Origin of the sequence: Bradyrhizobium sp. SBR1B, assembly GCF_014198205.1 — a bacterium.
GTDB lineage: Bacteria > Pseudomonadota > Alphaproteobacteria > Rhizobiales > Xanthobacteraceae > Bradyrhizobium.
Map to the genome: position 1 here is coordinate 12333 of NZ_JACIHC010000033.1, position 22844 is coordinate 35176.

The 22844-nt window shown below is 57.7% G+C and carries 18 protein-coding genes and 1 pseudogene; 3 read left to right on the forward strand and 16 right to left on the reverse strand.

All coding sequences use genetic code 11. From position 1 onward, the window contains the following. Positions 1–68: 68 nt before the first annotated feature. The 4 genes from GGD61_RS38035 to GGD61_RS38050 form a co-directional block, all read right to left on the reverse strand. A complete protein-coding gene (locus GGD61_RS38035; RefSeq protein WP_246786168.1) occupies positions 69–1694 on the reverse strand; it encodes an NADP-dependent glyceraldehyde-3-phosphate dehydrogenase in 1626 nt (541 codons plus the stop codon). Positions 1695–1854: 160 nt separating this feature from the next. Next, a complete protein-coding gene (locus tag GGD61_RS38040) occupies positions 1855–3588 on the reverse strand; it encodes an FAD-dependent oxidoreductase (RefSeq protein ID WP_183232283.1) in 1734 nt (577 codons plus the stop codon). Between the two features lie 73 nt (positions 3589–3661). After that, positions 3662–4492, reverse strand: coding sequence for a phosphoenolpyruvate hydrolase family protein (locus GGD61_RS38045; RefSeq protein ID WP_312012803.1), 831 nt, complete (start codon positions 4490–4492; stop codon positions 3662–3664). Continuing rightward, a complete protein-coding gene (locus GGD61_RS38050; protein ID WP_183232284.1) occupies positions 4479–5642 on the reverse strand; it encodes a Tm-1-like ATP-binding domain-containing protein in 1164 nt (387 codons plus the stop codon). The genes GGD61_RS38045 and GGD61_RS38050 overlap by 14 nt, the downstream gene beginning before the upstream one ends. Positions 5643–7168: 1526 nt before the next feature. On the opposite strand from GGD61_RS38050, the gene nodU reads away from it, so the two are divergent. Further along, a complete protein-coding gene (gene nodU, locus GGD61_RS38055; RefSeq protein ID WP_183232285.1) occupies positions 7169–8881 on the forward strand; it encodes a nodulation protein NodU in 1713 nt (570 codons plus the stop codon). 939 nt (positions 8882–9820) lie between these two features. Then, entirely contained in the window at positions 9821–10435 is a 615-nt protein-coding gene (locus tag GGD61_RS38060) for a hypothetical protein (RefSeq protein ID WP_312012804.1), read from the forward strand. A gap of 5 nt (positions 10436–10440) precedes the next feature. Here GGD61_RS38060 and GGD61_RS41540 read toward each other — a convergent pair whose 3' ends face one another. The 11 genes and pseudogenes from GGD61_RS41540 to tnpB all read right to left on the reverse strand — a co-directional run bounded on the left by GGD61_RS41540 (position 10441) and on the right by tnpB (position 20181). Next, positions 10441–12120 carry a phosphoenolpyruvate hydrolase family protein gene (locus GGD61_RS41540; RefSeq protein ID WP_246786169.1) on the reverse strand — a complete coding sequence of 560 codons (1680 nt, stop codon included), beginning with the start codon at positions 12118–12120 and terminating at the stop codon, positions 10441–10443. 484 nt (positions 12121–12604) lie between these two features. Continuing rightward, complete coding sequence (locus GGD61_RS38070) at positions 12605–13435, reverse strand: HAD-IIA family hydrolase (protein ID WP_183232287.1); 831 nt, start codon at positions 13433–13435, stop codon at positions 12605–12607. Further along, positions 13428–14198, reverse strand: a complete 771-nt coding sequence (locus GGD61_RS38075; protein WP_183232288.1) for an SDR family NAD(P)-dependent oxidoreductase — start codon at positions 14196–14198, stop codon at positions 13428–13430. Before GGD61_RS38075 ends, GGD61_RS38070 begins: the two co-directional genes overlap by 8 nt. Then, complete coding sequence (locus GGD61_RS38080; RefSeq protein ID WP_183232289.1) at positions 14195–15136, reverse strand: ribokinase; 942 nt, start codon at positions 15134–15136, stop codon at positions 14195–14197. Before GGD61_RS38080 ends, GGD61_RS38075 begins: the two co-directional genes overlap by 4 nt. Next, positions 15133–15357, reverse strand: a complete 225-nt coding sequence (locus GGD61_RS41000) for a hypothetical protein (RefSeq protein ID WP_246786170.1) — start codon at positions 15355–15357, stop codon at positions 15133–15135. Before GGD61_RS41000 ends, GGD61_RS38080 begins: the two co-directional genes overlap by 4 nt. Then, positions 15351–15710: a hypothetical protein gene (locus GGD61_RS41005; RefSeq protein WP_246786171.1), complete on the reverse strand. Its 360-nt coding sequence runs from the start codon at positions 15708–15710 to the stop codon at positions 15351–15353. Before GGD61_RS41005 ends, GGD61_RS41000 begins: the two co-directional genes overlap by 7 nt. Beyond that, the gene (locus GGD61_RS38090; protein ID WP_183232290.1) at positions 15688–15960 is read right to left on the reverse strand and encodes a hypothetical protein; all 273 of its coding nucleotides are present in this window, start codon (positions 15958–15960) and stop codon (positions 15688–15690) included. The genes GGD61_RS41005 and GGD61_RS38090 overlap by 23 nt, the downstream gene beginning before the upstream one ends. A 776-nt stretch (positions 15961–16736) precedes the next feature. Continuing rightward, positions 16737–17135, reverse strand: a complete 399-nt coding sequence (locus tag GGD61_RS38095; protein WP_183232291.1) for a hypothetical protein — start codon at positions 17133–17135, stop codon at positions 16737–16739. A 481-nt stretch (positions 17136–17616) separates the two neighbouring features. Then, positions 17617–18213, reverse strand: a complete 597-nt coding sequence (locus GGD61_RS38100) for a plasmid pRiA4b ORF-3 family protein (protein ID WP_183232292.1) — start codon at positions 18211–18213, stop codon at positions 17617–17619. Continuing rightward, positions 18210–19776 (reverse strand): annotated as a pseudogene (gene tnpC / locus GGD61_RS38105) (IS66 family transposase). The gene GGD61_RS38100 and the pseudogene tnpC overlap by 4 nt, the downstream one beginning before the upstream one ends. Before the next feature lie 51 nt (positions 19777–19827). Then, positions 19828–20181 carry an IS66 family insertion sequence element accessory protein TnpB gene (gene tnpB, locus GGD61_RS38110; RefSeq protein WP_183232293.1) on the reverse strand — a complete coding sequence of 118 codons (354 nt, stop codon included), beginning with the start codon at positions 20179–20181 and terminating at the stop codon, positions 19828–19830. 262 nt (positions 20182–20443) lie between these two features. Between tnpB and GGD61_RS38115 the strand changes: the two genes are divergently transcribed. Further along, the gene (locus GGD61_RS38115; protein WP_183232294.1) at positions 20444–20863 is read left to right on the forward strand and encodes an SET domain-containing protein; all 420 of its coding nucleotides are present in this window, start codon (positions 20444–20446) and stop codon (positions 20861–20863) included. Positions 20864–21728: 865 nt separating this feature from the next. Here GGD61_RS38115 and GGD61_RS38120 read toward each other — a convergent pair. After that, positions 21729–22844 (reverse strand): Ulp1 family isopeptidase (locus GGD61_RS38120; RefSeq protein ID WP_246786172.1); only part of this gene is annotated, 1116 nt, incomplete at its 5' end.

Consider the following 22844-nt stretch of genomic DNA (forward strand, 5'->3'; position numbering starts at 1 on the left):
GGCGGTCGCCGGAGCCACGGTCGCTACAATTTTGGCAGAGCGAGAACGACGCATCTTAGATCTCCTGGTTAGAGGATGAAATCAGTGTGAATGAAGTTGGAGTGACGTCCCTCGATGACAGTATTCAGAATCTCGCGAGAGGGGCTCGTATACTTCGCGGCGACCATGGATCGAATTGAGAACGAACGTAGCGCATCCGTGACCGACAGGGTGCCTTCGGCTGCATCCTTCCTGCCCGTAAAGGGAAACACGTCCGGCCCGCGCTGACATTGGCAATTCAGGTTGACGCGGCAGACCTGATTGACCAGAGCATCCGACATCCGGCCGATAACATCGGGATCGCGGGCGAACAAGCTCACCTGCTGGCCATGTTCGGAGGTCGCCACGTAATCAAGCGCGAGGTCGACGTCATCGAAATCCAACACGGGAATGATCGGGCCGAACTGCTCCTCGCGAAAGAGCCGCATCGATGGCCCCACCGGATAGACGACAGCTGGATAGAAAAGCGTGCCTACGCTCAGCCCCCCGCCGGGATTGAGGATACGGGCCCCCCTCGTTACGGCGTCATCCAGAAGCGCGTTCATCTGGCTTACTTTTTCGATATTTGGCAGGGGCGTCAGAGTCACCTCTGGACCCCAGGGCATACCAATTTTCAGTTGAGTAAGTTCGGCCAATAGCGCCGAAATGAATGGATCAGCGACATCGCGGTGTACAAGCAGCATCTTCAGCGCTGTACAACGCTGTCCATTGAACGAGAGCGCGCCTAGAAGGCATTCCTTAGCTGCGAGGGCGATATCAGCGTCAGGCATAATGATGGCTGCGTTCTTTGCGTCCAGACCCAGAATGGCACGCAGGCGGTTCGTCCTTGGGTGGAGTTTCTTGAGGTGATCCGCCACCCGGCTGGAGCCGATGAGCGTAAGGACGTTGATTTTGCCGGTTTCGAGGAGCTTCGGGACTATTTCGGCGCCATCACCGTAAGCGAAGTTGAGTACTCCAGGCGGAAATGTGGTCCGAAAGAGCTCCAGCAGCGGCTCGAACAAGAGAACGCCGTGTCGCGGCGGTGTGAAGACGACGCAATTGCCCATGATCAAAGCCGGAATAAGCGTCGCGAACGTTTCATTCAGTGGATAGTTGTAAGGCCCCATGCAGAGGACAACGCCGATTGGCGTTCGACGTATCAGGCCGATCACTCCGTCAACGATTTCAAATCGTGAGTTCGCATTATCGAGATTTCGTAACGCGCCGATTGTTTGCCGGACGTAGTCCACAGTGCGGTCGAATTCCTTTTCCGAATCGGACAGTGTTTTGCCGATTTCCCACATGATAAGCCGTGTGACTTCGGCGCGGCGTGCACACATCTCGGCAAGGAATCTTTGCATCGCTAGGATCCGCTCTGAGACGCGCATGCTGGGCCACGCGCCGCGCCCGCTGTCATATGCAGCGACCGCAGCATCGAGTGCGGTTATTGCTGCGCTGGCATCCCCGGACGGATAGCTGCCGACCCGAATCTGCGTCAGACCGCCATCCCTACCGCGTACCATCACGGGGGAGAAAACGTTCTTGACCGGCCCTGTCCAATCCCGCATTTCGCCGTCGACCAGAACGCCCCGCTGTTCAATAGGCGCAATGGATGCCTCGTGCAAAGTCGCGTCATCGGCAGTCGGAAAAAGATGGCTGAGATCGTCGCGGCTCATTATCATCACTGTCTGCAACAAAGAACGTGGGCAACCCAGAACACAAGCCGCTCAGATCAGGGAGCGCATCAGGTGCTCCTCGACCCACCGCTATTCGGCTCATGCGAAACAGCGAGCATGAGGATTTTCGAATCCCAGGCTGGCAGTCGCATTCCTCCATTTAGGATGCTACGCGCTTCTCCGTGCTTGAGGCGGCGAGGATATCCCCCACGGCGCGGTAGCTGAAGACGATCGCGGGGCCGATTGTAATTCCTGCTCCCGGGTAAATGCCTCGCATTGGCGACGTCATGTCGTTGCCACAGGCGTAAAGACCTTGAATTGGCTTGCGTTGAGCGTCCAGAACTTTGCCGCAGCTGTCGGTTGCGAGGCCTGACGCTGTGCCCAGCGTTGCTGGGACGATCGGCAGCGCAATGAAAGGGCCCTTTCGGATCGGTCCGAGATTTGGGTTCTTTGTTCCGACCGATGGATCTCCAAGGGTGCGGTTGAACGCCGACTGACCACGTTTGAAGAGTGGATCGATCCCTGTGGCGGCATGGGTGTTGTGCTCCATGATCGTTCTCTCGAGGTCGGCCGGATCGAGCCCAATTTCGCGGGCGAGCTCTGGGATTGTTTGGCCCACCTTGATATATCCAAGCCGCGCGTATTTTCCGACGCTCATCGTCCATGGCCACGGCAACAGATGCCCCATGCCTCTGAGGCGAACGAAATCGGAATCACAGACGAAGTAGAATCGCTTGTCTGCGGGGTATCCGTTAGCAAACATTGCCAGGCAAATGTCGTGATAGGAGTTCGATTCATTTACGAACCGACGCCCATTTGGCGCGACGGCGATGACGCCGGGACGGCCGCGATCGAGCCAGCCATACGGCACCACTTTTGAAGTGCTGCCCGTCTTGAGAATCGATACTGGTGTCCAGAACCCTGCGGACGCCACATCCTTGTCGACTGCGGCACCAATCCTCCTTGCAAGCTCAATGCCGTCGCCGACGACGTCGGGATGAGCCAAGGTGTCGTCATGCTGATGTGGCCCGCTCAGCTCAGCTCTCAGCTGGGCGTTGCGCGCGAAGCCGCCGGTTGCGAGGATGACGCCATGAGAAGCGCGCACGCGAACCTCGGAACCTGCGTGTTTCACGATCGCACCGGTGACCCGCCCGTCCTCCTTAATGAGCTCACGAAGAGGAGACGCCGGCCATATGTCGACATCGAGCTTCCGCAAGCTTACCAGCAAGCGCGCGATCAGCGCGTTGCCCCCACTGAATTCCGTGCCGCGCTTGTAGCTCAAGCGATCCCGGGCGTAGCGGCTCACGCGCCGCAAGACGTGCTTGAAGGACGAGAAGGATTGAAACGGATTGAGGAAGCTTCGGACCTCGCCGGACGAGATCATCATCCCTCCAAGCACAACGCGAATGGGATCTCCGACGAGATTGAAGTCTCTGCCCAGAAGGCGTGCATCGTAAGGCGCAGGGCTGAGTGCCCTGCCCTTGTCTATCCCGCCGATTTGGCTGGAGTGATAGTCGGGTGCTGCGGCCAGCGTGAACTTGACCTCAGTCCCGTTCTCAAGCGAAGCAAGCGCGGTCGGACCGTCCTCCAGATATGCGTCGATAAAGTCTGACCGGTAGTAATTGCCTAGCTCATGCTGAAGATAGGTCCGAGCCCTGGCAAGCGAATCGTCGATTTTTGCGGAGCGTGCCTGAGCCGAGCACGGAACCCAAATCATGCCGTTGGACAGAGCTGTCGTTCCACCAAGTCGTGGCGATTTTTCGCAGACGGTGACCCGTAACCCAGCTTTCGCTGCGTAGAGAGCAGCTGACAGGCCGGCTGCACCGCTACCGATCACGAGAATGTCGGTTTCACGATCGTCCAGCGATCTGCGCTCCTTGGAGAGCGTTATCATGTTCTGCTTGCCTGATTGGCCGATTGGCTGATTGGCTTGTTCATGACAGCCTCTTTCCTATTTGCGATGAACATCAGTTTGCTCCTGGCAGAGGAACGGCCTTAAACTCCTCGGCCGCCGCCTTCACGGCGCGTTCGATTGGAATCCGTTCGATGGAAGAGGCGCCAACAAAGCCGACACATTCGGTCGAGCGGTAAACTTCATACGTGTCCTGTGGCTCGGCGACTGCACCGCCGTGGCAGAGGAGAATGATGTCCGATCGGACCGCCTTTGCTGCAGCGTTGATCTCGTTGATGCGCCTAATCGCCTCCCGAAGTGGCTGCCCATCCTCGTGGCCTACGAGGCCGCCGCGCGTAGCGCCGACATGAGGGACAATGCAGTCTGCGCCGCTGCTCGCCATGGCCTTGGCGTCTTCCGGGCTCGCGACGTAGGCGAGCGAGAAGATGTTCTTCTTGCGCGCAGTCGCGATCATTTCGACCTCGCGCTCGAAGCCCAGCCCGACACCACCGCGGCGGTCACGCCATTTTTCTCCCATGGTGGAGATGGTCGGGTAGTTGATCACGCCGGAAAAGCCGGCCGCGGAGAATTTGTCCAGAAGAGCATCAAGATCAAGCCGGAGAGGGTCCCAGGCTTCAACGCCCCCAATCACTGGTACAGAAGATACGACGTTGCGAATTTCCGCAGCGAGCTCCAAAGTACGGGCATTGGAATCACCGATACGACTGGTGGGAAGGCCCATAAGCCGCGACAGGCCTGTGCTATAGACCACGAGCATATCGGCCCCTCCGAGCGCGGCACATTTGGCCACCAACCCGCAGCTGCTGGCCGCCGCGAGGATCGCTTTTCGGTCCGCGACCTGGTTTACGATCCTCGAAACAATTTCCGCTCGGTCAAATATGCGCACGAGCTAGACCTCCCATCCCCAATTGCTCGAGGATCCACGTCACAGCGGTCTCGGCAAATTCGCGGTCGTTGATGTGGCAGTTGAGTTCGCGGACGCTGATCTCTGGGCGGACGCGGGTCTTGATTGCTTCAAGCCACGCCTGGTCGGCTTCGGCGTCGCGAAATACGCCGCCCTCCCGGTCGTAGTCCGACACGCCTTTTGCCGGCCAAAGCACAATGGCAGACCCCTTGGTCTGCGACAGCCGTTCGCCCGTAAGCGCGCCGATATTGGTGTTCTCGGCAGGCGTCGTACGCATCAGAGTTGTGTATGGCGTATGGGAGTAAAATCGGCGGTCTCTGAAACGATCGGGTACGCTGGACGGCGGACCAAAGTTCACCATGTCAACCGCGCCGGGTGCGATGACCTGCGGGATCTGTCGGTCCGAGGCCGCCTTGAGCCGATCCGGGCCCGCACTGGCGGTGCCTCCCACGATTTCATCGGCCAACTCCGTTGTCGTCAGATCGATCACGGCATCAAATTCGCCGGCAGCGATCAGTTGCTCCATCTTGCGGCCGCCGGCTCCGTTGGCCGGAAACACGATCGCCTGCAGACCGGCATCTGCAAGCAGTGACACGCACTGATTCGCAGCGGGCGTCGTCACGCCAAAGGCCGTGACTGCAACGATCTTGCCCTCGCGTTCGCGATTGCTGGGTTGATAGTGCATGGCGCAGATGGCCCGCCCGGCATTCTCCAGCACTCTTGCTGTGAATGCGTTGATACCGAAAAGATCGACGAGCGTCGGGTACAGTATGATGTCGTGATGGGCGGCGAGTTCAGCGAGGAGCGCAGGCCGCGCGCTCGACACCAGCAGCTTTGGGAAGCCGTACGGCAAATCAGAAACGATCTCGCCGAAGACGGCGCTCCCCTTCCCACCCGCAACGGCCACGATCGCGTCGATTACGCGATCGGCCAAAAGCTCGGCCACTTTTGTGCGGGTGGATGTGGCGATCTGTTTCAGAACATCAGCAGGTGAAACCGGGCGCCTCGCAGAATCAATTGCCCCTCCTCCCGAGGAGGTGCCGATATCAATCAGGAGGGTCCTTCGCCCACATTCTTGGATGATGCCCGAAAGGAACGAAACTTCGGGACCCTTGGTGTCCAGCGTGGCCACGATCGCCACCGCGGGCAATGCAGACGCTGGGCTCTTGGATAAATGACCATCCCGGACCGCCCTTTCGTCGTCCGCGCAACGGTAAGACACGCCTTTTCTCCCGAACCACCTTTGATTGCTAGTGGTTTAGGCTGGCTAAAAAGGGAGCATAAGAACCGAGACGGGCGAAATTGGGTAAACTTGGGTAGATGCATTAGTTGGAGCTCCGAGGCCAGGGACCGTACTTTGCGGCGCTTCAGTCTCGCTCCGTGCACATCAAACATCTCGCGAATTGCGGAAAGCAGGCGCCCCGAGCGCGCCAATTCTGTTTGGCCGGCCCACACTAAAGCTCTTCTTTCCTAAAAGGAGCGAAAACAATTTTCAGTCGCCTAAAACCCGGGTCGAGCGCATCAGCAAACCGGCCAAGTGTGGGGGCCCAAACCGACGACCGGAGCAAGATCAATCACTCGAGCGCCGCGACAGAGCCCGCAGCGCACGATATCAATGCACTGTCTCCGATCCTGCAGATAGGAGCAAGCGCAGAAGGGCCCAGACGGAGGCTGTCAACTTTTGGTCGCGGAGCCACTTCAAGAGGCGACACCGCTCCTACTGTCTTACTGTCCTTCACAACAACAAAACGCAGATCCTGTGCAAACCAATGGCGAGGGCGGCGTTAAACTGGTCGACAGACCAGATAAGTCCATTTTCCGCAGCAGACGCTCGCAATCAGCTGAACGCAGGGCGTGCGGTGATACGTTCTCCATATCTGTCTCGTAAGTGTCCGTTGATCAGAGCTACTGCCGTGGACAACTCCATCATCGGTTGTTTCTTGGATCTCTTACCGAGCCTGCAGACAAGCTTTGTATTTGTTCTTGGCGCCGCCGAATCGATGCCAGAATCATCCAGACCTCGCTAGTTTGCTATGAGAGCTTGCCTGCATACCGATTGCGACTGTGCTCTTTGCTTTGAGGGCCGTGCATTTCTAATTTCGTGCAGGTCTCGCGCAGTGACGCGAGCGCGGCGTCTGCTTCGCTAAAACAAGACGGCGTTGAGCCGATGCTGTAACCTTTCCCTGAAAGGTCCACCCCGTCTTCTGTGGCGTCTGAACGGCTCCACTCGGTCGTCCATCGCCATTTCCGAGCGCTGGGCTTTGGCTTTGATTCGTCAATTTTCAGGGAAGACGTTTCACTGGTTCGTCGGCGGTGGCCTCGCAAGCTTCGATGAATCCAGCTTTCACTCAAGCTGAACCCGCGCGCTGATGTCGCAACTCCAACAAATTGTCCGTGATCGTTAAATTGGACTGCAAAGTCGCCGTGATTTTTTCGATTCGGTTTGGCCTCGATATTGCTCTGCACTCGTCGCGGCCGCCGGCAATCGGGTTGTTGAGACGGGATCAGCGTCACCGATGCGCGAAACCGAAGTGAACATGCCGAATCAAACATTGATCAAAGTTGCCGCCAAGGAGCTCTGGCAGATCTGTATACGGCGAGTTCATACCCGTACGCTTGCAACAGCCGCTTCGATCATCACAATATTATGGAGGCGCTATGCGCATCTGCGGTATCAAGTTGACGCATGATGGAGCGGTCGCACTTGTCGAGGACGGACGGCTCATTTTTTGTATCGAGCAGGAGAAGCGCGACAACAATCCTCGGTATCAAACGATCGACAATCTTGATGCAGTCGTCCTTGCTTTGGCGGAACACGGGCTTGAACCGGGGGACATTGATCAGTTTGTCCTCGACGGCTGGGTCGGCAAGCTAGCTTCGCAATTCCATCTCTTCAGCGGAACTGTACCTGTCGCCCTCGAAGGCGGTCCGTATATCGAACGGGAGCCAGAGAAGGTGCTGGTCTCCCATGAAGGCACGGGCCTTAGACTTGGTGGGAGAGATTATCCCTACATCAGCTTTCCACATGTGGCAGGCCATGTGGCCGCCGCATATTGCACAAGCCCCTTCGCAAAAGCTGGGCAGCCCGCGTTCTGCCTTTTATGGGATGGCGGCACCTTTCCACGTCTCTATTTTGTAGAACGCAGGGGCGCCAGGTTCGTCGATTTCCTCTTCCCTATGATCGGCCACGTCTATGCCGCCGCTGGCCTTCACTTTGGACCGTACAAACAAGAGAAGCGATCCAACTGGGACTTGGGTGACCCGGGCAAGCTGGACCCTGGAGGTGCCGGCAAACTCAACCTAGGTCTTGCTGGCAAGCTGATGGCCTATATCGCCCTCGGATCTGTGAATGAAGACATAGTCACGGTCTTTCGAGATCTCTACCATAAGAGCTTTGCGGCCAACACGAACCCTGCCAGCTTCCGGACGGACGTTCCGAGCATGGAGTCTGCACTCGCGAAAACGCACGAGTTCTTCGATGCGAGCGCGCGTCGCCTCAAGGCTTCGTCTCCCGAGGATGTGCTCGCATCTTTTCATTGCTTCCTCGAGCGTCTGCTGGTCGGTCAGATGTCGGATGCATTACAGCGTCACTCGAGTCTTGCAGCGCGCAATCTGTGCATTGCTGGCGGCTGCGGTCTCAACATCAAATGGAACAGCGCACTAAGAGCGGCAGGCCTGTTCGATTCTATCTGGGTACCCCCGTTCCCGAATGATAGCGGTTCGGCAATCGGTGCCGCTTGCTGCGGGATGGGCCCGAACAAAAGCTTCGCGCCCTTGGATTGGTCTGTATATCGTGGCCCGGCGCTGCAAGATTGCACTATGCCACCCGGATGGACGTCTGCGCCGTGCAGCCTGCATCAACTTGCGACCATTCTAAACAACAACAAGCCCGTCGTTTTTCTTTCCGGCCGCGCCGAGCTCGGACCACGAGCATTGGGTAGCCGAAGCATCCTTGCAGCACCCACATCGCAAAAAGCCAAAGATCACCTCAACGACATCAAACATCGTGAACATTTCAGACCGGTGGCGCCGATCTGCCTTGAGGATCGTGCGGCAGATATATTCAACCCTGGAACGCCTGACCCGTACATGCTTTTTGATCACCAGACGAGAGCAGAGTGGCGAGAACGAATTCCGGCCGTTGTCCATCTCGACGGATCTGCGCGGCTGCAGACAATCTGTAGGCATTCTGGGCACAAAGTCGCCGAGCTTCTCGTCGAATACGAAAAGCTCACTGGCATTCCGCTGCTTTGTAATACCAGTGCCAACCACCACGGACGCGGATTCTTCCCAAGCGCGGCAGCAGCTTGCGAGTGGGGCCGCGTTGATCACGTATGGTGCGACGAGACCATGTGGAGGAAATTTATTTAGTTGCAAACTGGACCCGCGCCCGTGTTCACGCTAACCAAAACGTCTTCAGGCTAACAGTCCGTTTGCAGAGGCTTGAACTCTCAAAGGGGTTCATGTTGGCCATTCGAGCAGAAGCGTGCTACCATCGAAATGCCCGGGCGGAAGCACGCTTGCGCGTCGGTAGGGCCCAACGACGGAAGTGGTTTACTCGTTTCAGACGCCCCTAAACGATTGTCGGTCAATAAGGCGGACTGTCCTAGAAACTGCAATGGTTCGTTATGTTTTCATGAGGACAGGGGTCAAGCGTTCGCTGACCAAGGGCAGAACGCAGCTGAAGTCGTGGCCGCTGACCACAGGACGCGCGTTGGCGCGCGTCGCCGGCAGTCTGTTAAGCTCGCAATACTCTAGATGATAATGGTCCGAAGATGATAATGGTCCGACGCTTGGCTCGACGGCGAACCGTGGCGCAGCATAGATGCGGGAGACTCCTTGCTTCACGCCAAAAATGTCGACGCGGCGAGCTGTTTTCGCATATGACTGTCTTACACCTTCCAATGGTCGATGAGGTTTTTAAGCTCCTTGGCCCAAGGGGCCGCGGTCCAGCAGGTGTGACCGCAGCCGTTGCTTGGACGCGGAACATGGGTTGGTGAGGTGGCTCGACGCCGCCAGTCTTGCGGCATAAGGGACGATTGCAGTGAAGAGCCGGCGTCGGATGTCTATGTTGACCACTGGATGCATCGAGGTGGGCGAGGGTCTTCGGCACAAGCGGCTCCAACTAGATCGCGCACGCTGAGCTTCCAATGCTGCGAAATCTCAGTTGCCATTCCGCAAGACCCTTGGCCGTCCGTGCGTTGCCGAGCTATAGTTCTCGTTCGGATCATTCTTGCGCTGGCAGCATGGACGAGACCGAAACTAGATATAGCATAGCAATAGTTCGGATCAGTAAACGTGGGTAGACCGGTGAAGGGCAGCGCCATTTGCAGAATTACCACGCACATTTCGCCGGCTATTAAGGGCACCTCCCTGGAGATCTTCGCGCCATCGTTGCGGAGCCTTCCAGACAATTCGATGCTCGTGATGGCGACTTTACCCATCATCGATTGGAACGACTGTCTCTTGCGAGATTTACGCGGCCTCGCCAAACAGCAATTTGTTGGCGTATATGCAGCAATGGTCATGATCGATCCCTTCGCCTGCTGGGAAGATATTGCCGACCTGCTGAAAGACGTTGGTATCTGCGGCGTCATAAACTTCCCACCAGCATCGATCCTTGAGCAGCCTTCCGCTGGCATACCAGCTAATAGCGGCCAAGAAATCGAACTTCGGCGTATGGAATGGTTCGCAAGCCTAGGATTCAGGATGTTGTTCGCTACGGCTAGGCGTTCTGAGATGACGGCGGCAGAGACACGCCTTGGTTCGCAATTGGAGGGTATCGTAAATATGCCGGAAGAGTCTTTTTCGCTCAAGGTTTGCGACGAGATGAAGTTAGTGAGCCTTGGACTCCAGAAATCGTCGATCCCGACATTCTCGCTTTGCGCTGCACCCGGTTCTAAGCGAATTAGACGCAAAGAGTAATGGAATTATTCAAGGATCCGTAGTCTTTTGATTTTGTTGTAGAGCGTTTTCCTCGAGAGGCCCAAAGCACGGGCAGTCTTCCCACGATGGAGCCTATTTCGTTTCAACCCTTCGATGATCCATTCACGCTCGGAGAACGCTGATACGGGCTTAGTGGCTACCGTTGCGCTCAACAACGGCTTGAGGACCTCGGCAACGATATGGGAATCTTTCAGAGTTACAAGTTGGTTAACGATTTGGCGCAGCTCTCTCAAATTTCCGGACCAGGGATGCCCTGCAAGCGCCAAGAACGCAGATTTTTCGATCATCAGCGTCTGCGCATTCGAATCCCCCTTGGCCTCGACCGTAAAATACTGAATGAGCTGTGGCAGGTCCTCGAGTCGGTTTGGCAAGGCGGGAAGCTCTAGGTCTAGCCCAACGAAGAGGGCAAGAAGGCGCGGAGATAGAGCGCTCTCCAAGCCTGCTCCGCGAGCAACCGTTGCGGTGGCGACAATGCGGGCGTTCGATCTTAGAGCCGATACGCCATAAAGCGGCGTGAAACTTCCCGTCTCCAGATAGTCGGCCAGACGCTCCTGCCCGTCCCGCGACAACTGATCAACATGCATCAGAAAGACCGTAGAATTACTCGCCGCTTCCAGGAGCGACAATTGTCGTCTCCTATCTGCATCGCCCGCGATGCCGAACAGTGCACCAACCGTATCGATCGTTGGACCAGGCCGGCATTGAAATAGCGTCGCCTTCGTGTGCTTTCGATCGCTGAAGGCATGAATTAAACTAGCTACTCGTCGCTTTCCTGATCCCGTTTCTCCCCACACCAGCACAGGACCAGTATTGCCAGCCAAGCGCCTTGCCGTCTCGAGCACGCGCTTCATGGTTGAGGACTGCGCAACGATGCCGTGCCTGAAGCCGCTCAACTGGAGCTGGCGCTCGAGCAGATCGACCTTCTCGCGTAGCAAGTGGATGGTCTTGAACCCGGAGGTGACCTCAAGGACCGACATCTCTAGTGGGACGCGATCGAGCGAAGAGCCACCAATGAACCCCTTCACACCTGTCTCGCGGCATATGTCGAGCAATTCCTCCGGCTTCGTAGTCGGTCCGCCACCAAGCAAGCAGATCACGCTTTTGTCGATAGATTGAGCCACGCGCACAACAGCGCTTGTCCGCGCAGCCAACTCCGAGAGGCTGATGGATGGCTCGGACCCGCTTTCGTATCCGCGGTTGAGATTGAAGTTGATGCAGATCGTCTCCGCTCCCGCTTCAACCATACGTCGTGCTTCGGACTGCGTGCGGGTATAGGCGATCGTCATCAGGCCACGTCTTGCGGCCTTCACCAGGAGTTCGATTTCCCGTTCGTAACCGAGCCCGCACTTCTCAAGAAGTGCCCTTCTGACGTCGTCGATGTGGATGATGGAGGGAAAGTTCGTGACGCCGGAAAAGCCCCACCTGATAATGCGATCGAGAAAGCGATCGATATCGAGGCGCGGATCGAAAGCACAGGCGCCGAAGAACACCGGCAATTTCGTGCTCGGCAGGATCTCGGTGCGGCCAAAATTAGCTACGAACTCGTTGGTGTCGCGTATCGGAAGAATTGAGGCCGGCGAAGATCCGCCCATGGCGCGAAAGCGGCCAGCATTGAGCGCGAGTACGAAGTCTGCGCCTGCGCGTTCTGCGGCTCTGGCAGTCATGCCCGACCCGATTCCCGCCCCAAGCACAAACGAGCGGGAATTCCGGAAGAACTGCCTGATCCCGCCTCGCTTTACCTGGTCCGTCCGCGTGTGCACACCGCCCCCGCTTTTTTACGGCAGGTCCGAAACTAGCTCCAATTCGATGACGCGCGCAACCGTTTAAGTTCCCGTTTGCTGTTCCCTGATTGCTTGTCCAGCTTCGCAAGCTGGACCCGCATCTGCACCGCAAGTCCGTGTCGCGGCAGGGGTCCGTCGAACAGGAACACTATAGGTTCGCGGACGATTGCGCGCCTTATCGCCAGTCGTTGCCGCTGTCCGTCCGAAAGTAGCCTCGGCCAGCAATTTAAGAGGCCATCAATTTGCAACATCAATGCAGCGTCGGAGCCTCTGGCGTCGATCTCGGGCTCGATGGTCAAGCTGATGTTCTGTAGGATCTGGATAGTCCGATAGGATTTGCTGACGCCCTCCAGGCAAAGATCGGCTATCACACTCTCCTCTGCCTATGCCTTCGAGTTCGCCGCGGTAGAACCTCAATCTCTGAAAGGCTGGACACGATGAAATCGGGCTGCAACAGTGATGGATCCTTCTCCCGGAGTGGGACACCAGTCGTGACCAGCACGGTCGAAAGACCAGCTCGCTTGCCGGCTTGAATATCCGTCGGAATCTGATCGCCGACCATCAGGGTCGCGTTGCGCGCCGTCCCCAGGCGGGCAAGCGCCGTCTCGATCATGTGCGGCTCAGGCTTTCCAATGATCAAGGGGTTGATTTGAGTGGCTGCAGCCACGGCAGCGATGATTGCTCCCGCGCCCGGTTCGAAACCGCTTGCGGTAGGCAAGAGCAGATCCGGGTTCGTTCCGAGAAATGCCGCTCCGTTTAAGATCGCCTCCACCGCAATCCTCATCTTCTCGTGCGAGATCTGGCGATCCAGGCCCATTAGGACGACCTCGGGCTTTTGGTCGGTAGGCTCTAAACCAACATCTGCAACAGCCTTCACGAGAGATGGCGCGCCGATGACATAGACGCGGCTCACATCGGGGTGTTTAGCGCGGATGAATGTGGCAGCTGTAATAGCGCTGGTGACAACATCTGTCGGCGCGATGGCCAGTCCCAATGCATCCAGCTTGCGGACGACGTCATCGGGCGTATGTGTCGAATTGTTTGTTACGAAACAAAACGGCAATCCAGCAGCCTTCCAGCCTCCTAGTGCATGGATCGCATCCTCAATTCCAGAATTCCCCCGATAGACCACGCCGTCCAGGTCCGAAATGATCCCCTCGATCTGCGGCCAGTTGAGGTGAGAGCTTCGCTCAGCCATTCATGATCATCCCGCCGTTCACGTGAACGACTTGGCCGGTCATGTAGGACGCTGCGGGGCTTGCGAGGAATACGGCTAGGCCCGCGATATCTTCGGGTACTCCCACCCGTCCCAAGGGGATCCGGCCGCTGTGCCGGGCTTCGGTCTCCTCTCTGGGACGGCCGTGCATGGGAGTATCAATAATGCCAGGCGCAATCGCATTCACATTGATGCTGAGGGGAGCACATTCATAGGCAAGAAGCTTCGTAACATCGTGAACGATCGCCTTCGACAAGCAATAATCGGCTCCGCCCGCTTGGTAGTTGAAGACCGCTCCCTGCGATGACAAGGAGGAGCCCACATTGACGATGCGGCCACCCTTTGCCTTCATGAAGCGCTCTATGGCCGATTTTGAACAACGCAGGACAGCGACCGAGTTGATCTGGATCGTACGCTCAATTTTTTCCGAGCTGCCGTTCAGCAGCGACTGGGCTGATTTGATACCTGCATTGTTGACCAGCACGTCGAGCCGGCCAAAGCGCCTGCCAATTTCATCGAGCACTTTGGTAACGTCTTCTTCGTGCGCAACGTCCATGGCCATGGGCAATATGCCGTTGCCATAGGGCAATCTCACCAGAGTGTCCCTAAGGCTTTCCAGATTGGCATCGGTGGCTACGACGTTCGCCCCTCCTTGGCGGAACGCATTCGCAATGGCAGAACCGATGCCGCCTCCGGCTCCCGTCACGAGCACGGTTCTGTCTGAAACTGAGAACTGTTCGGTCATTCCAACTCCAAGATCGTTTGGGTTTCTAAAAATTCGTCAACCGCCTGGGCGGTTGGCATGGAGTTTTGAGCCCCACGCCTCGTTACGCACAAGGCGGCCACGGCCAGCGCCTTCCTTACGGCTTGCCTCAGAGGCAAGCGTTGAGCGAGAGAGGCGGCGAATGCTCCATTGAAAGCGTCTCCCGCCGCGGTGGTATCAACGACCTTGACGGGAAAGGCCCTCAAGGCAAATGAGTTCTTCGCATCCGCGAAATATGCCCCCTGTGCTCCCAGGGTAATCAGCGCGGCTCTCGGGCCAAGATCAAGAAGCTTCGCGGCCGAGTGGGCGGCAGTCTCAAAGTCGCACACCTCGACCCCTGTCAGCTCAAAAGCCTCACTCTGGTTTGGCGTGACGAAGTCGACACTTTTCCACGCCGAGGCTAAGAGCCCTTTCCTCACCGGCGCCGGGTTGAAAATGAGCTCAAAGCCTCTGTCGCGCTTCATCTCCAGGAGCCGATTAAGGGCTGGGATCGGCATACCCATTTCTGCAACGACGACTGCATCGCGTTCTATGAACCTGGTCGCGCTCTCGATCATGTCCGGCTCCATCTTCGAATTGGCCCCGGGGTCTATGACGATCAGGTTGGAGCCGTCGTCGCCGACGACAACCAATGCGGAGCCCGAAACTTCGCCTTTGCAGACCTTAATTGCGTCTGTGCGAACACCGGCTTCTAGGAGCGATTTGAGCAGCAACTGGCCGGCATCATCATCGCCGAGACGCGTGTAGAAGTGGGGCCTCAGTCCAAGACGCGCGGCTGCAACGGCCTGATTGGCGCCCTTCCCTCCGGGGTGGCGGGTCAAAGTACCCATCAGACTTTCACCAGGTACCGGAAGCCGCTCGACATTGAAGCAGATATCAAGATTCGTTGTTCCGAAGAACATCAATGGTCTGGCAGTCATTTTACGGCACCTAAGGTAAGGCCCCGCTCAAGGTGACGCTGGCCGATGACGATCAGAATAACGGGAACGATCATTGTCACCACGAGCTCTACAGCCATGACTGGATAGAACTGAACGCCTGGATTGAGCAGCTTGAGACGAGCGACGGTCACAGGAATCTTGATCGAACTGAGCATCAAGCCCAAAGCGAAGTTGTGCCAAGCGAGCAGGAAAACTAGCATGAAAGTCCAAAAAACGGGATGACGACCAAGAGAACCGGTGCGAAACGAAATCCCAGGTTGAAGAAGCCAACGTCTTCGTTCAGGGGCAAGTCTCGCTTCGCCAGCACGTATCCGGCGGCCCCCCCGATGAGCAGGGATATCATGATGGAGCGGAGCGCAATGACAACGCTGTTCGTCATCGGTGTCATGAAATAGACTTTGATGGCGCCATAGCTGGTCCTTCCGGCCGGGGCGACGTCAAACAAGACGGGAAAGTTCTCAAGCGCCGGCACAAACAGAAAACTTGGGGGCCAGGTCATGAACTCGGCCTGCTCCGTATAAGTCCACACGTCAATCACAATCAGCGAGATCATTGCGGTGTTTGGATTCGAAATCCAAGCAATTCCGCTTATCCCTACCACAGAGAGCTGCGACTGCATCAGCAGACGGATGAATATCGTGCGCGCACACGATGGACGCACATTCGAACTGGCGCAAGTTGACCTCGTCCGCCTTGGCTCCGATAGAAGCTACGGCGATTCCAGCTAAAAGCGTGGAGCAGCTAAGAGCTTCTTTGGCGAAATTGGCCAGACCGCCGCGATAAGCGGCAAGCTTCCTTGGCATTATTCCCTCCGATAGCTCTATGGCCCTTAAACCACGCGCCCCTCCTCTTCGGGAGACGCAGCGTTGGCAAGGCTATCGCCCGTCTTTTGGCCGGAAGCGATTTTTCAAGCCGTCGTTGGGTAAGGTTGGGTAAGATCAAGAGATCGGCAAATTCAGAAACTGATCTGCTGAGCTCAGCCGGCCCGTTCAAGTTCGTTTCTGACAATAAGCCAGGCTGACGGCAACCGGGCTCAAGCCCCGCGGGACAAGCTCAAGACGAGCTCCTCGCGGCTTTGGTGGTCAGACGGTCTGACCATCCTGAGCTAGTCCGCTTCGAAATCTCATGTATGTTTTTTTAGTTTCATAGGTGCTGAATGAACGAGCATCGATGAGTGGCGGCAGGATCTCATAGGGTCCCTCTGGCGCTGCTCCCCGATCACGGGGCAAGCATCTCGGCGCCAAATCTTCAGAACTTCGCTATCGTCCTGCAGGACCATGCCTGTGGCGGGCTCAATGCTTTCTGCGCTCCTCGAGGCAATACGTTGCTGATCGGATTCTCTCCTATTGATGACATTCGGAGGGCGTTCTCTTTCCAGCATCACTCGAAAGCTCAGCATGGTTGCGGCCATGAGACCACGAGCGGCTAAGCAATTGTTTGTACGGCGCTCGACAATTCATCGCTTGGCCCGACAGTCAACTTCGGACGCCCCTCAAGAGACACGTCCTACACCCCCGGGCCACCGCGGTATTCGTTGTCTTGGCCGGGAACTCATCGCGGTTGTTCACGAGCGAAGGCCCTACCGGGGAGGCGGCGCGCTTCGCAGCGAGCCAAACCGATTCGCCTTCATTTTCTCAAGTTCAGCCTGAACGCGATCAAGCGACAGGCCTGTCACGCCAAAACGCTCGAACAGTGAGGCTATCAATGGATGAAGGTAAGTTGCGAGGCGCGGAGATATCTCTTTTACTGGAACAACGGTTTCGAGCATCGCTTCATCGCTGCGAGCGGCGCCACCCTCCATAAACAAATCCGTTATGGGATTTGCCCACGACCGCAATACGCGACCCGAGAGTCCTGTGTACAGCACACGCAAGCGAACCTTCGTAGCGTCCGGGTGCTCGGCCAAATGAAGTGCGAGGGCCTCGGCGTGAAGGAGCGCTTCGCCTAATCGCCACGGGAACCCGCGGGGAATGGCCAAGGCCCATTGATCCACAGTAGCGTCAGCGGGGGCGCCGCTCATTGTTCGAACGAACAAATCCCCGCCGGACAAGTGCGCATGCCGGCCAAATCTCCGCATCGCCTGGCGAGGAAGCTTGGCCATCCATCAGGATGCGCAAAGTGCCGAAACGCGTGCAATTTGAAGCTTCTAACGGGTCGTTGAGGAGCCGGCCGCCGCCTGGTTGTTTCGTAAGAAGTCAATTAGTTACACGCTGTAAGGTTATGCACTGAATTTTGCAGCTTTTGATGGATGGCCTTGCCGCTTGGCGCCCGCGGCGGAAATGTAGTTCGACCCTCCCCGGGGCTTGGGCCACGACCTCCCAGAAAACACTCATGAGGGCGCTTCAGTTCGGGAATCATCCGGCAGCCCGTCCGAATGGACATTTCGGTGATAGTTCTTTCACCAGACATTACTGCACAGTAAGCGGAGCTCTGCGGCCCTTTTGAATGGCGCTTGACGCCTATTTTGTTCGCGAGGCGCGCCGCCGCGGTTTCCATGTGTCGGACAACGCGTTGACGGAGGCTTCGAGCGCCTTCCGGTCGAGGACGTTGGGATCGAACCGCTTCCAGAGGCGCATATGTTCGTGCTCTGGATGGGTGGGGTCGCCGATGGCTTCGAGGTATTCGGCATAACCTGGAGCACCGCCGACGTCTTCCGGAGGACAACGACCGGCGGCCTCGAGCAAGAAGGGAAGTCCCTCGGTCGTGGTGTTCTCGAACCATTTTTCGAGCTTGATCACATGGTCCCAGCTGTCGCCAAAGTCATAAAGGTAATGGATCGTCTTGGCGCCGGTCTCGCGAACGACATCGCAAAGCCGCGCTTTGCTGGCATCCATGGGCTGGTGGCCGTAATCGTTGTGGGGATCAGGAATCCCCCAACGGGCCTCACCCGCGAAGAACTCGAAGAGGTGGCTGTTCGTCCAGCCAAACGCCTCCTGAAGTGTCAAATGCAGCCGATCAAGACGCAGGGTGACGGGTACGACAAGGCGACGCATCACCTCCGGTTTTACGTCCTTGAGGGTCACCTTGATCCGGACCGCGGTCCTGTTCAGGCTCATGCCGCCAGCCTCGGATCGTGTGCAAGCATCCTGTAGATCGATGCCCAAGGGAGCAGTTCGTCCAGTCGCGCCGCAGGCCAACCATTGACGAGCTTCGCGAGAACATCAGCGAGCCAGTGCTCGGCGCTGACGCCATTGAGCTTACAGGTCTCGATTAACGAAGCCAGAACTGCCCAATTCTCGGCGCCCTCGTCGCACCCGGCAAAAAGGGAGTTCTTGGCGTTGAGCTTGATCGGCCGCATCGCACGCTCGACCGCATTCGTGTCCATCTCGATGCGCCCGTCATCAAGGTAGAGCGTCAGGCCGTCCCAATGACGCAACGCGTAACGCAAGGCCTTCGCCGTATCGCTCTTCTGTGCAAGGTGATCAAGCGCTGCCTCAAACCACTGCTTCAAGGCTGTTGCCAGAGGCCGGGCACGCGCTTGTCGGCCGGCGCAGCGCTCGGCAGCAGAGTGGCCGCGCAGTGCCTTCTCGACCGCGTAGAACTGGGCAATGCGCGCGAGCGCCTCGCGGGCAACCGGAGCTGGCGCCGGAGCAGCCTCGCGCTCGATCTTCACAAACTGGCGCCGTAGATGCGACCAGCAGAAGGCGAGCGTTCCGGACAGGGCGTCCGCACGCGTCTCTCGGGTCATGGTCTTGTAGGCCTGATAGCCGTCGCAATGGATGATGCCGCGATAGCCTTCGAGCAGCCTCAAGCCATGGACGGCCCCACGGCCCGGTGCATAAGCGTAAACCACGCCAGGTGGGTCAGGTCCGGCCCAGGGCCTGTCATCGCGTGACAGCGCCCAGAAGTAGCCGGTTTTGGTCCTGCCGCGCCCCGGATCTAACACCGGTGCGGGAGTCTCATCGACACAGAGCTTCGAAGAGGCGAGCAGAAGCTGGCGCAGACGATGCCACAAGGGCTTCAATTCCTGGGCGGCATAGCCGACCCAGAAGGCGAGCGTGGAACGATCCAGCGCTATTCCGTGCGTCGCCAGCATCTGCGCCTGGCGGTAAAGCGGCAAATGCCAATGATACTTGGCGTCGATCACATGCGCGACCAACCGCTCAGTCGGCAATCCACCCCTGATCAGTCGCTCGGGAGCGGCGTGCTGGAGGACGACGCCGTGACAGGCGCGGCAGGCCAGCTTGGGTCGGCGGGTGACGATAACGCGATACTGCGCCGGTACGACGTCCAGCCTCTGGCTCTCATCGTGACCAATCTCCAGGAGGTCGCCCTCACAAGACGGGCAACAAGTCTCCGCTGGCATCAGGATTTCGACGATGCGCGGCAAATGCTCCGGCAACTGACCACGGTTGGCCCTGCGCGCGGCCGTCCTCTTCTCGCAAACTCTGGGATTGGCGCGATCCTCGGTTGCTTCGAGGGCCGCGACGGCCTGATCGATATCCTCCAGAACAAGCTGCAGCTGATCAGCATCCAGCTTTTTCCGAGGACCGACCGAACTGCGCATCTTTTGCAAGCTTGAGCAACCGCTCGAGCCTGGCGCAGCGATCCAGCAGAGCCGCGGCAAAGACGCGCAACTCGGCCGGATCGCTCGGCAGCTCATCAGGCAAATCACTCATTGCTCCGAGTCTGCCACGCTTCGCGCCCCGATGCAGCGAAGATTTGTATCTTTACGCAAGCGCTTTCGGCTGCGCATCGCGAGGCGCATGCATGCGCGTCCAATCCATGCCGGCCAAAAGCGCCGACAGCTGGGCGGCATTCATCCGCATCACGCCGGCCACGATGGGAGGCCATTTGAAGCCGCTGCCATCGAGCCGCTTCCAGTACATCACAAGGCCGCTGCCATCCCAGACGACGATCTTCACGCGGTCAGCGCGCTTCGCACGGAAGACCACCGCCACGCCCTTCATCGGGTCATGGCCCAGCGTCTCCTTCGCCAACAGCGCCAAGCCCTCCGCACCTTTTCTGAAGTCCACAGGTTGGGTCGCTACGTAAATCGTAAGGCTCGCAGGCAGCGTCAGCATGAACGTGTCCGTCGGAGCGCTAAGAACACATCACTCAACATAGCAAGGCCAGGCGCCCCCCGCACCTCCACGCGTGCTCCCTGGAGCTCAACCGTCACAATGGCTGCTTCTGGCGACCCGGTAGGCTCTGCGGCCGCCGGTAGCGCCGATTCCGACACCACCGGCACGAACGACAGCGTAGACGACCCTACCAATTCCTGCAGGAGATTTCGCAACCGGCGTCAGTTAGCTTGCTGAACGCTGCTGACTTAGGGACTCTTCAATGTTGATTGTTGAAACTATTTTGAAGCCAGACCAGTTCGGCGGTATCGGTCTTTTTTCCGCAATTCATTTACCCAAAGATTCGTTGATTTGGATTCACAATCCAATTGTCGACATCGCGGTGACGCCTGAGCAGTACGAAAGCCTAGCTCCAACATTTCAGGCTCTACTTGATAAGCATGCCTATCCAAGAGATCACAGAGCAAACGATGGTGTGATAGAGTACAATGCTGACAACGCCCGCTTCATGAACCACAGCGGTCTGCCAAACACATATGAAGACGATCGTCGCCGAATTTTAACGGCGCGAGACATACAACCTGGTGAAGAGCTGACTTGCGATTACTTGTCGTTCGACCCAAGGTGTGACCTATGGTGGAATAGAGAACCACCAGCCAATGTTGATGCCCCAACGGGCTAGGCGGCAGTGGATTGAGTTCTCGTTCTATCGACTTGCTTGGTCGACAATCTTACGTGGGAAGAGTTTCGCTTGGCCAACGACCGACGCAGCCTTTTTCGGCTGCCTCCGGGAACTCAAAGAGTATTGCAGGCGCGGCCTGTTCGACATCACTGGCGCGCAGAGTGCAGCGGCGCAGGGGCGGCAATTTGCTTTCGGTGACGTATGGCACCGACGTAGATTTTGACTACATTCTTAGGAATTTACGCTTGGCAAGATACCCGCGAGTATGCCGATGTCGCACTTGTTTCAGCATCTGGTGGCGCTAGATCAATTCCCAATCGCTGCTGAGAGGCGGAGGAACTGAGGTTGCTAGCACCTTAGCATGCGCTGATCCTGCCGCTTGAACTCAGAGTCGCGGACGTGCTGTTCACAAATGCATTTGAGTACCGATCGCGGCTCGATCATTCCCACTCGATTACTGCGCGCAGTTACGGTCCTGGTAAGGGCGCAACTGGACCTTCCGCTGACAGCCCGCGCGGCGTCATCATCCGGGCGATGATCACGACCTATTGCCTCGCGGACGTATCCCAAGGCCCGGCTCGCCCAGGTCTTGGCCGGATCGCCCGATCTTGCCGCGTCGCGATTGCGCGAACTACTGCCCTTGAGAATGAAAGCTCCGGCCCAGGCCGATAAGCCCGGCCAGCAGGCCGCTCGACCTTTCACCCGACTGATAATAGAGCTCGCCGTGCAAGGACGCATGCATCAATGGCAGTCTTCGTTTTAGGCGTAGTCAGCTCCTTACGCGAGACACTATGATGCCCTGCGAACACACCGCTTGCGGATCTTCGATCGGCGAGAAAAGCATTTTACTTGTCCTGCACCCTGTTCAGTTGAAGTCGGCGACAGCGCCTAGTCGGTTGCGCAGCGCCTGCCTACTAGTGACAAGATTGCATAGGTTCAGGTCCGGCCGTCTTGCCGCCAATCGCCTAACCAGTTCACGGGTGCCGTCCACGACAAATACACCGCAGTCATAACCGTTCTGCTGCTGTCTTATCGGGGCCCGTTGCAGGTTAGTGCCAAGCCGAGCTGCGAGTTCCGCTGCAGGCTTGTCATTGTATCCCTGGGCGGAATCATAGTGATAGGCGACCGGCCGGCCCCCATGGCGGCGATCAACCAGCAGCAGCGACCAGTGACTGCCGCGCCGGTGTCTATCCGTATTGCTAGCATCGCTCACTGGGAGGAATAGGAAGTCGGCTGCATCATAGCGAACCCACCCTAATGCTCGTTCGGCGATCTCCTTGGAGGGGGATCGCAACATTTGGGCTATCAGGGGATCCACGCACCGCGTTCGGGCGGCGAGATCCGGATTGTTCTGCTGCAACTCCTGGGTCAGGAGCTCGTAATCCCGTTGGATATGCTCGTCACCCAGCCACTGCGTGGGCCCTAGCACGGGTCCGCTGTGGCCGGCAGCGGTAGCCGAGGGCCCGATCTGAGCACCCGGCTGGGAGCCATCCGGCCAATCCTGGTCGACACGGTATCCAATGTCCTCAAGCTCCTGAAGTAAGCCCGACCGCCCGACGACGAACGCGGGCTTACCGTCGAGGCTAAGCATTGGTACTGACTGAGCATCGTCACGTATCTGCTGCGGTGTATACGGCAGGTCAACCAAAGAGTTGAGCCCGCGGTAGATGTCGGACGACTGAGCTGGCCCCTCTGATAGTTCAGTGAAGAGCGGCGATCTGGCGGCAGCAGCCCTACCGACCGGCGCTGACTGAGCATCGTCACGCAGCTGCTGCGGTGTGTACGGCAGGTCAACCAAAGAATTGAGACTACGGTAGATGTCGGACGACTGAGCTGGCCCCTCTGATAGTTCGGTGAAGAGCGGCGATCTTGCGGCAGCCCTACTGACCGGCGCTGACTGAGCATCGTCACGCAGCTGCTGCGGTGTGTACGGCAGGTCAACCAAAGAATTGAGACTACGGTAGATGTCGGACGACTGAGC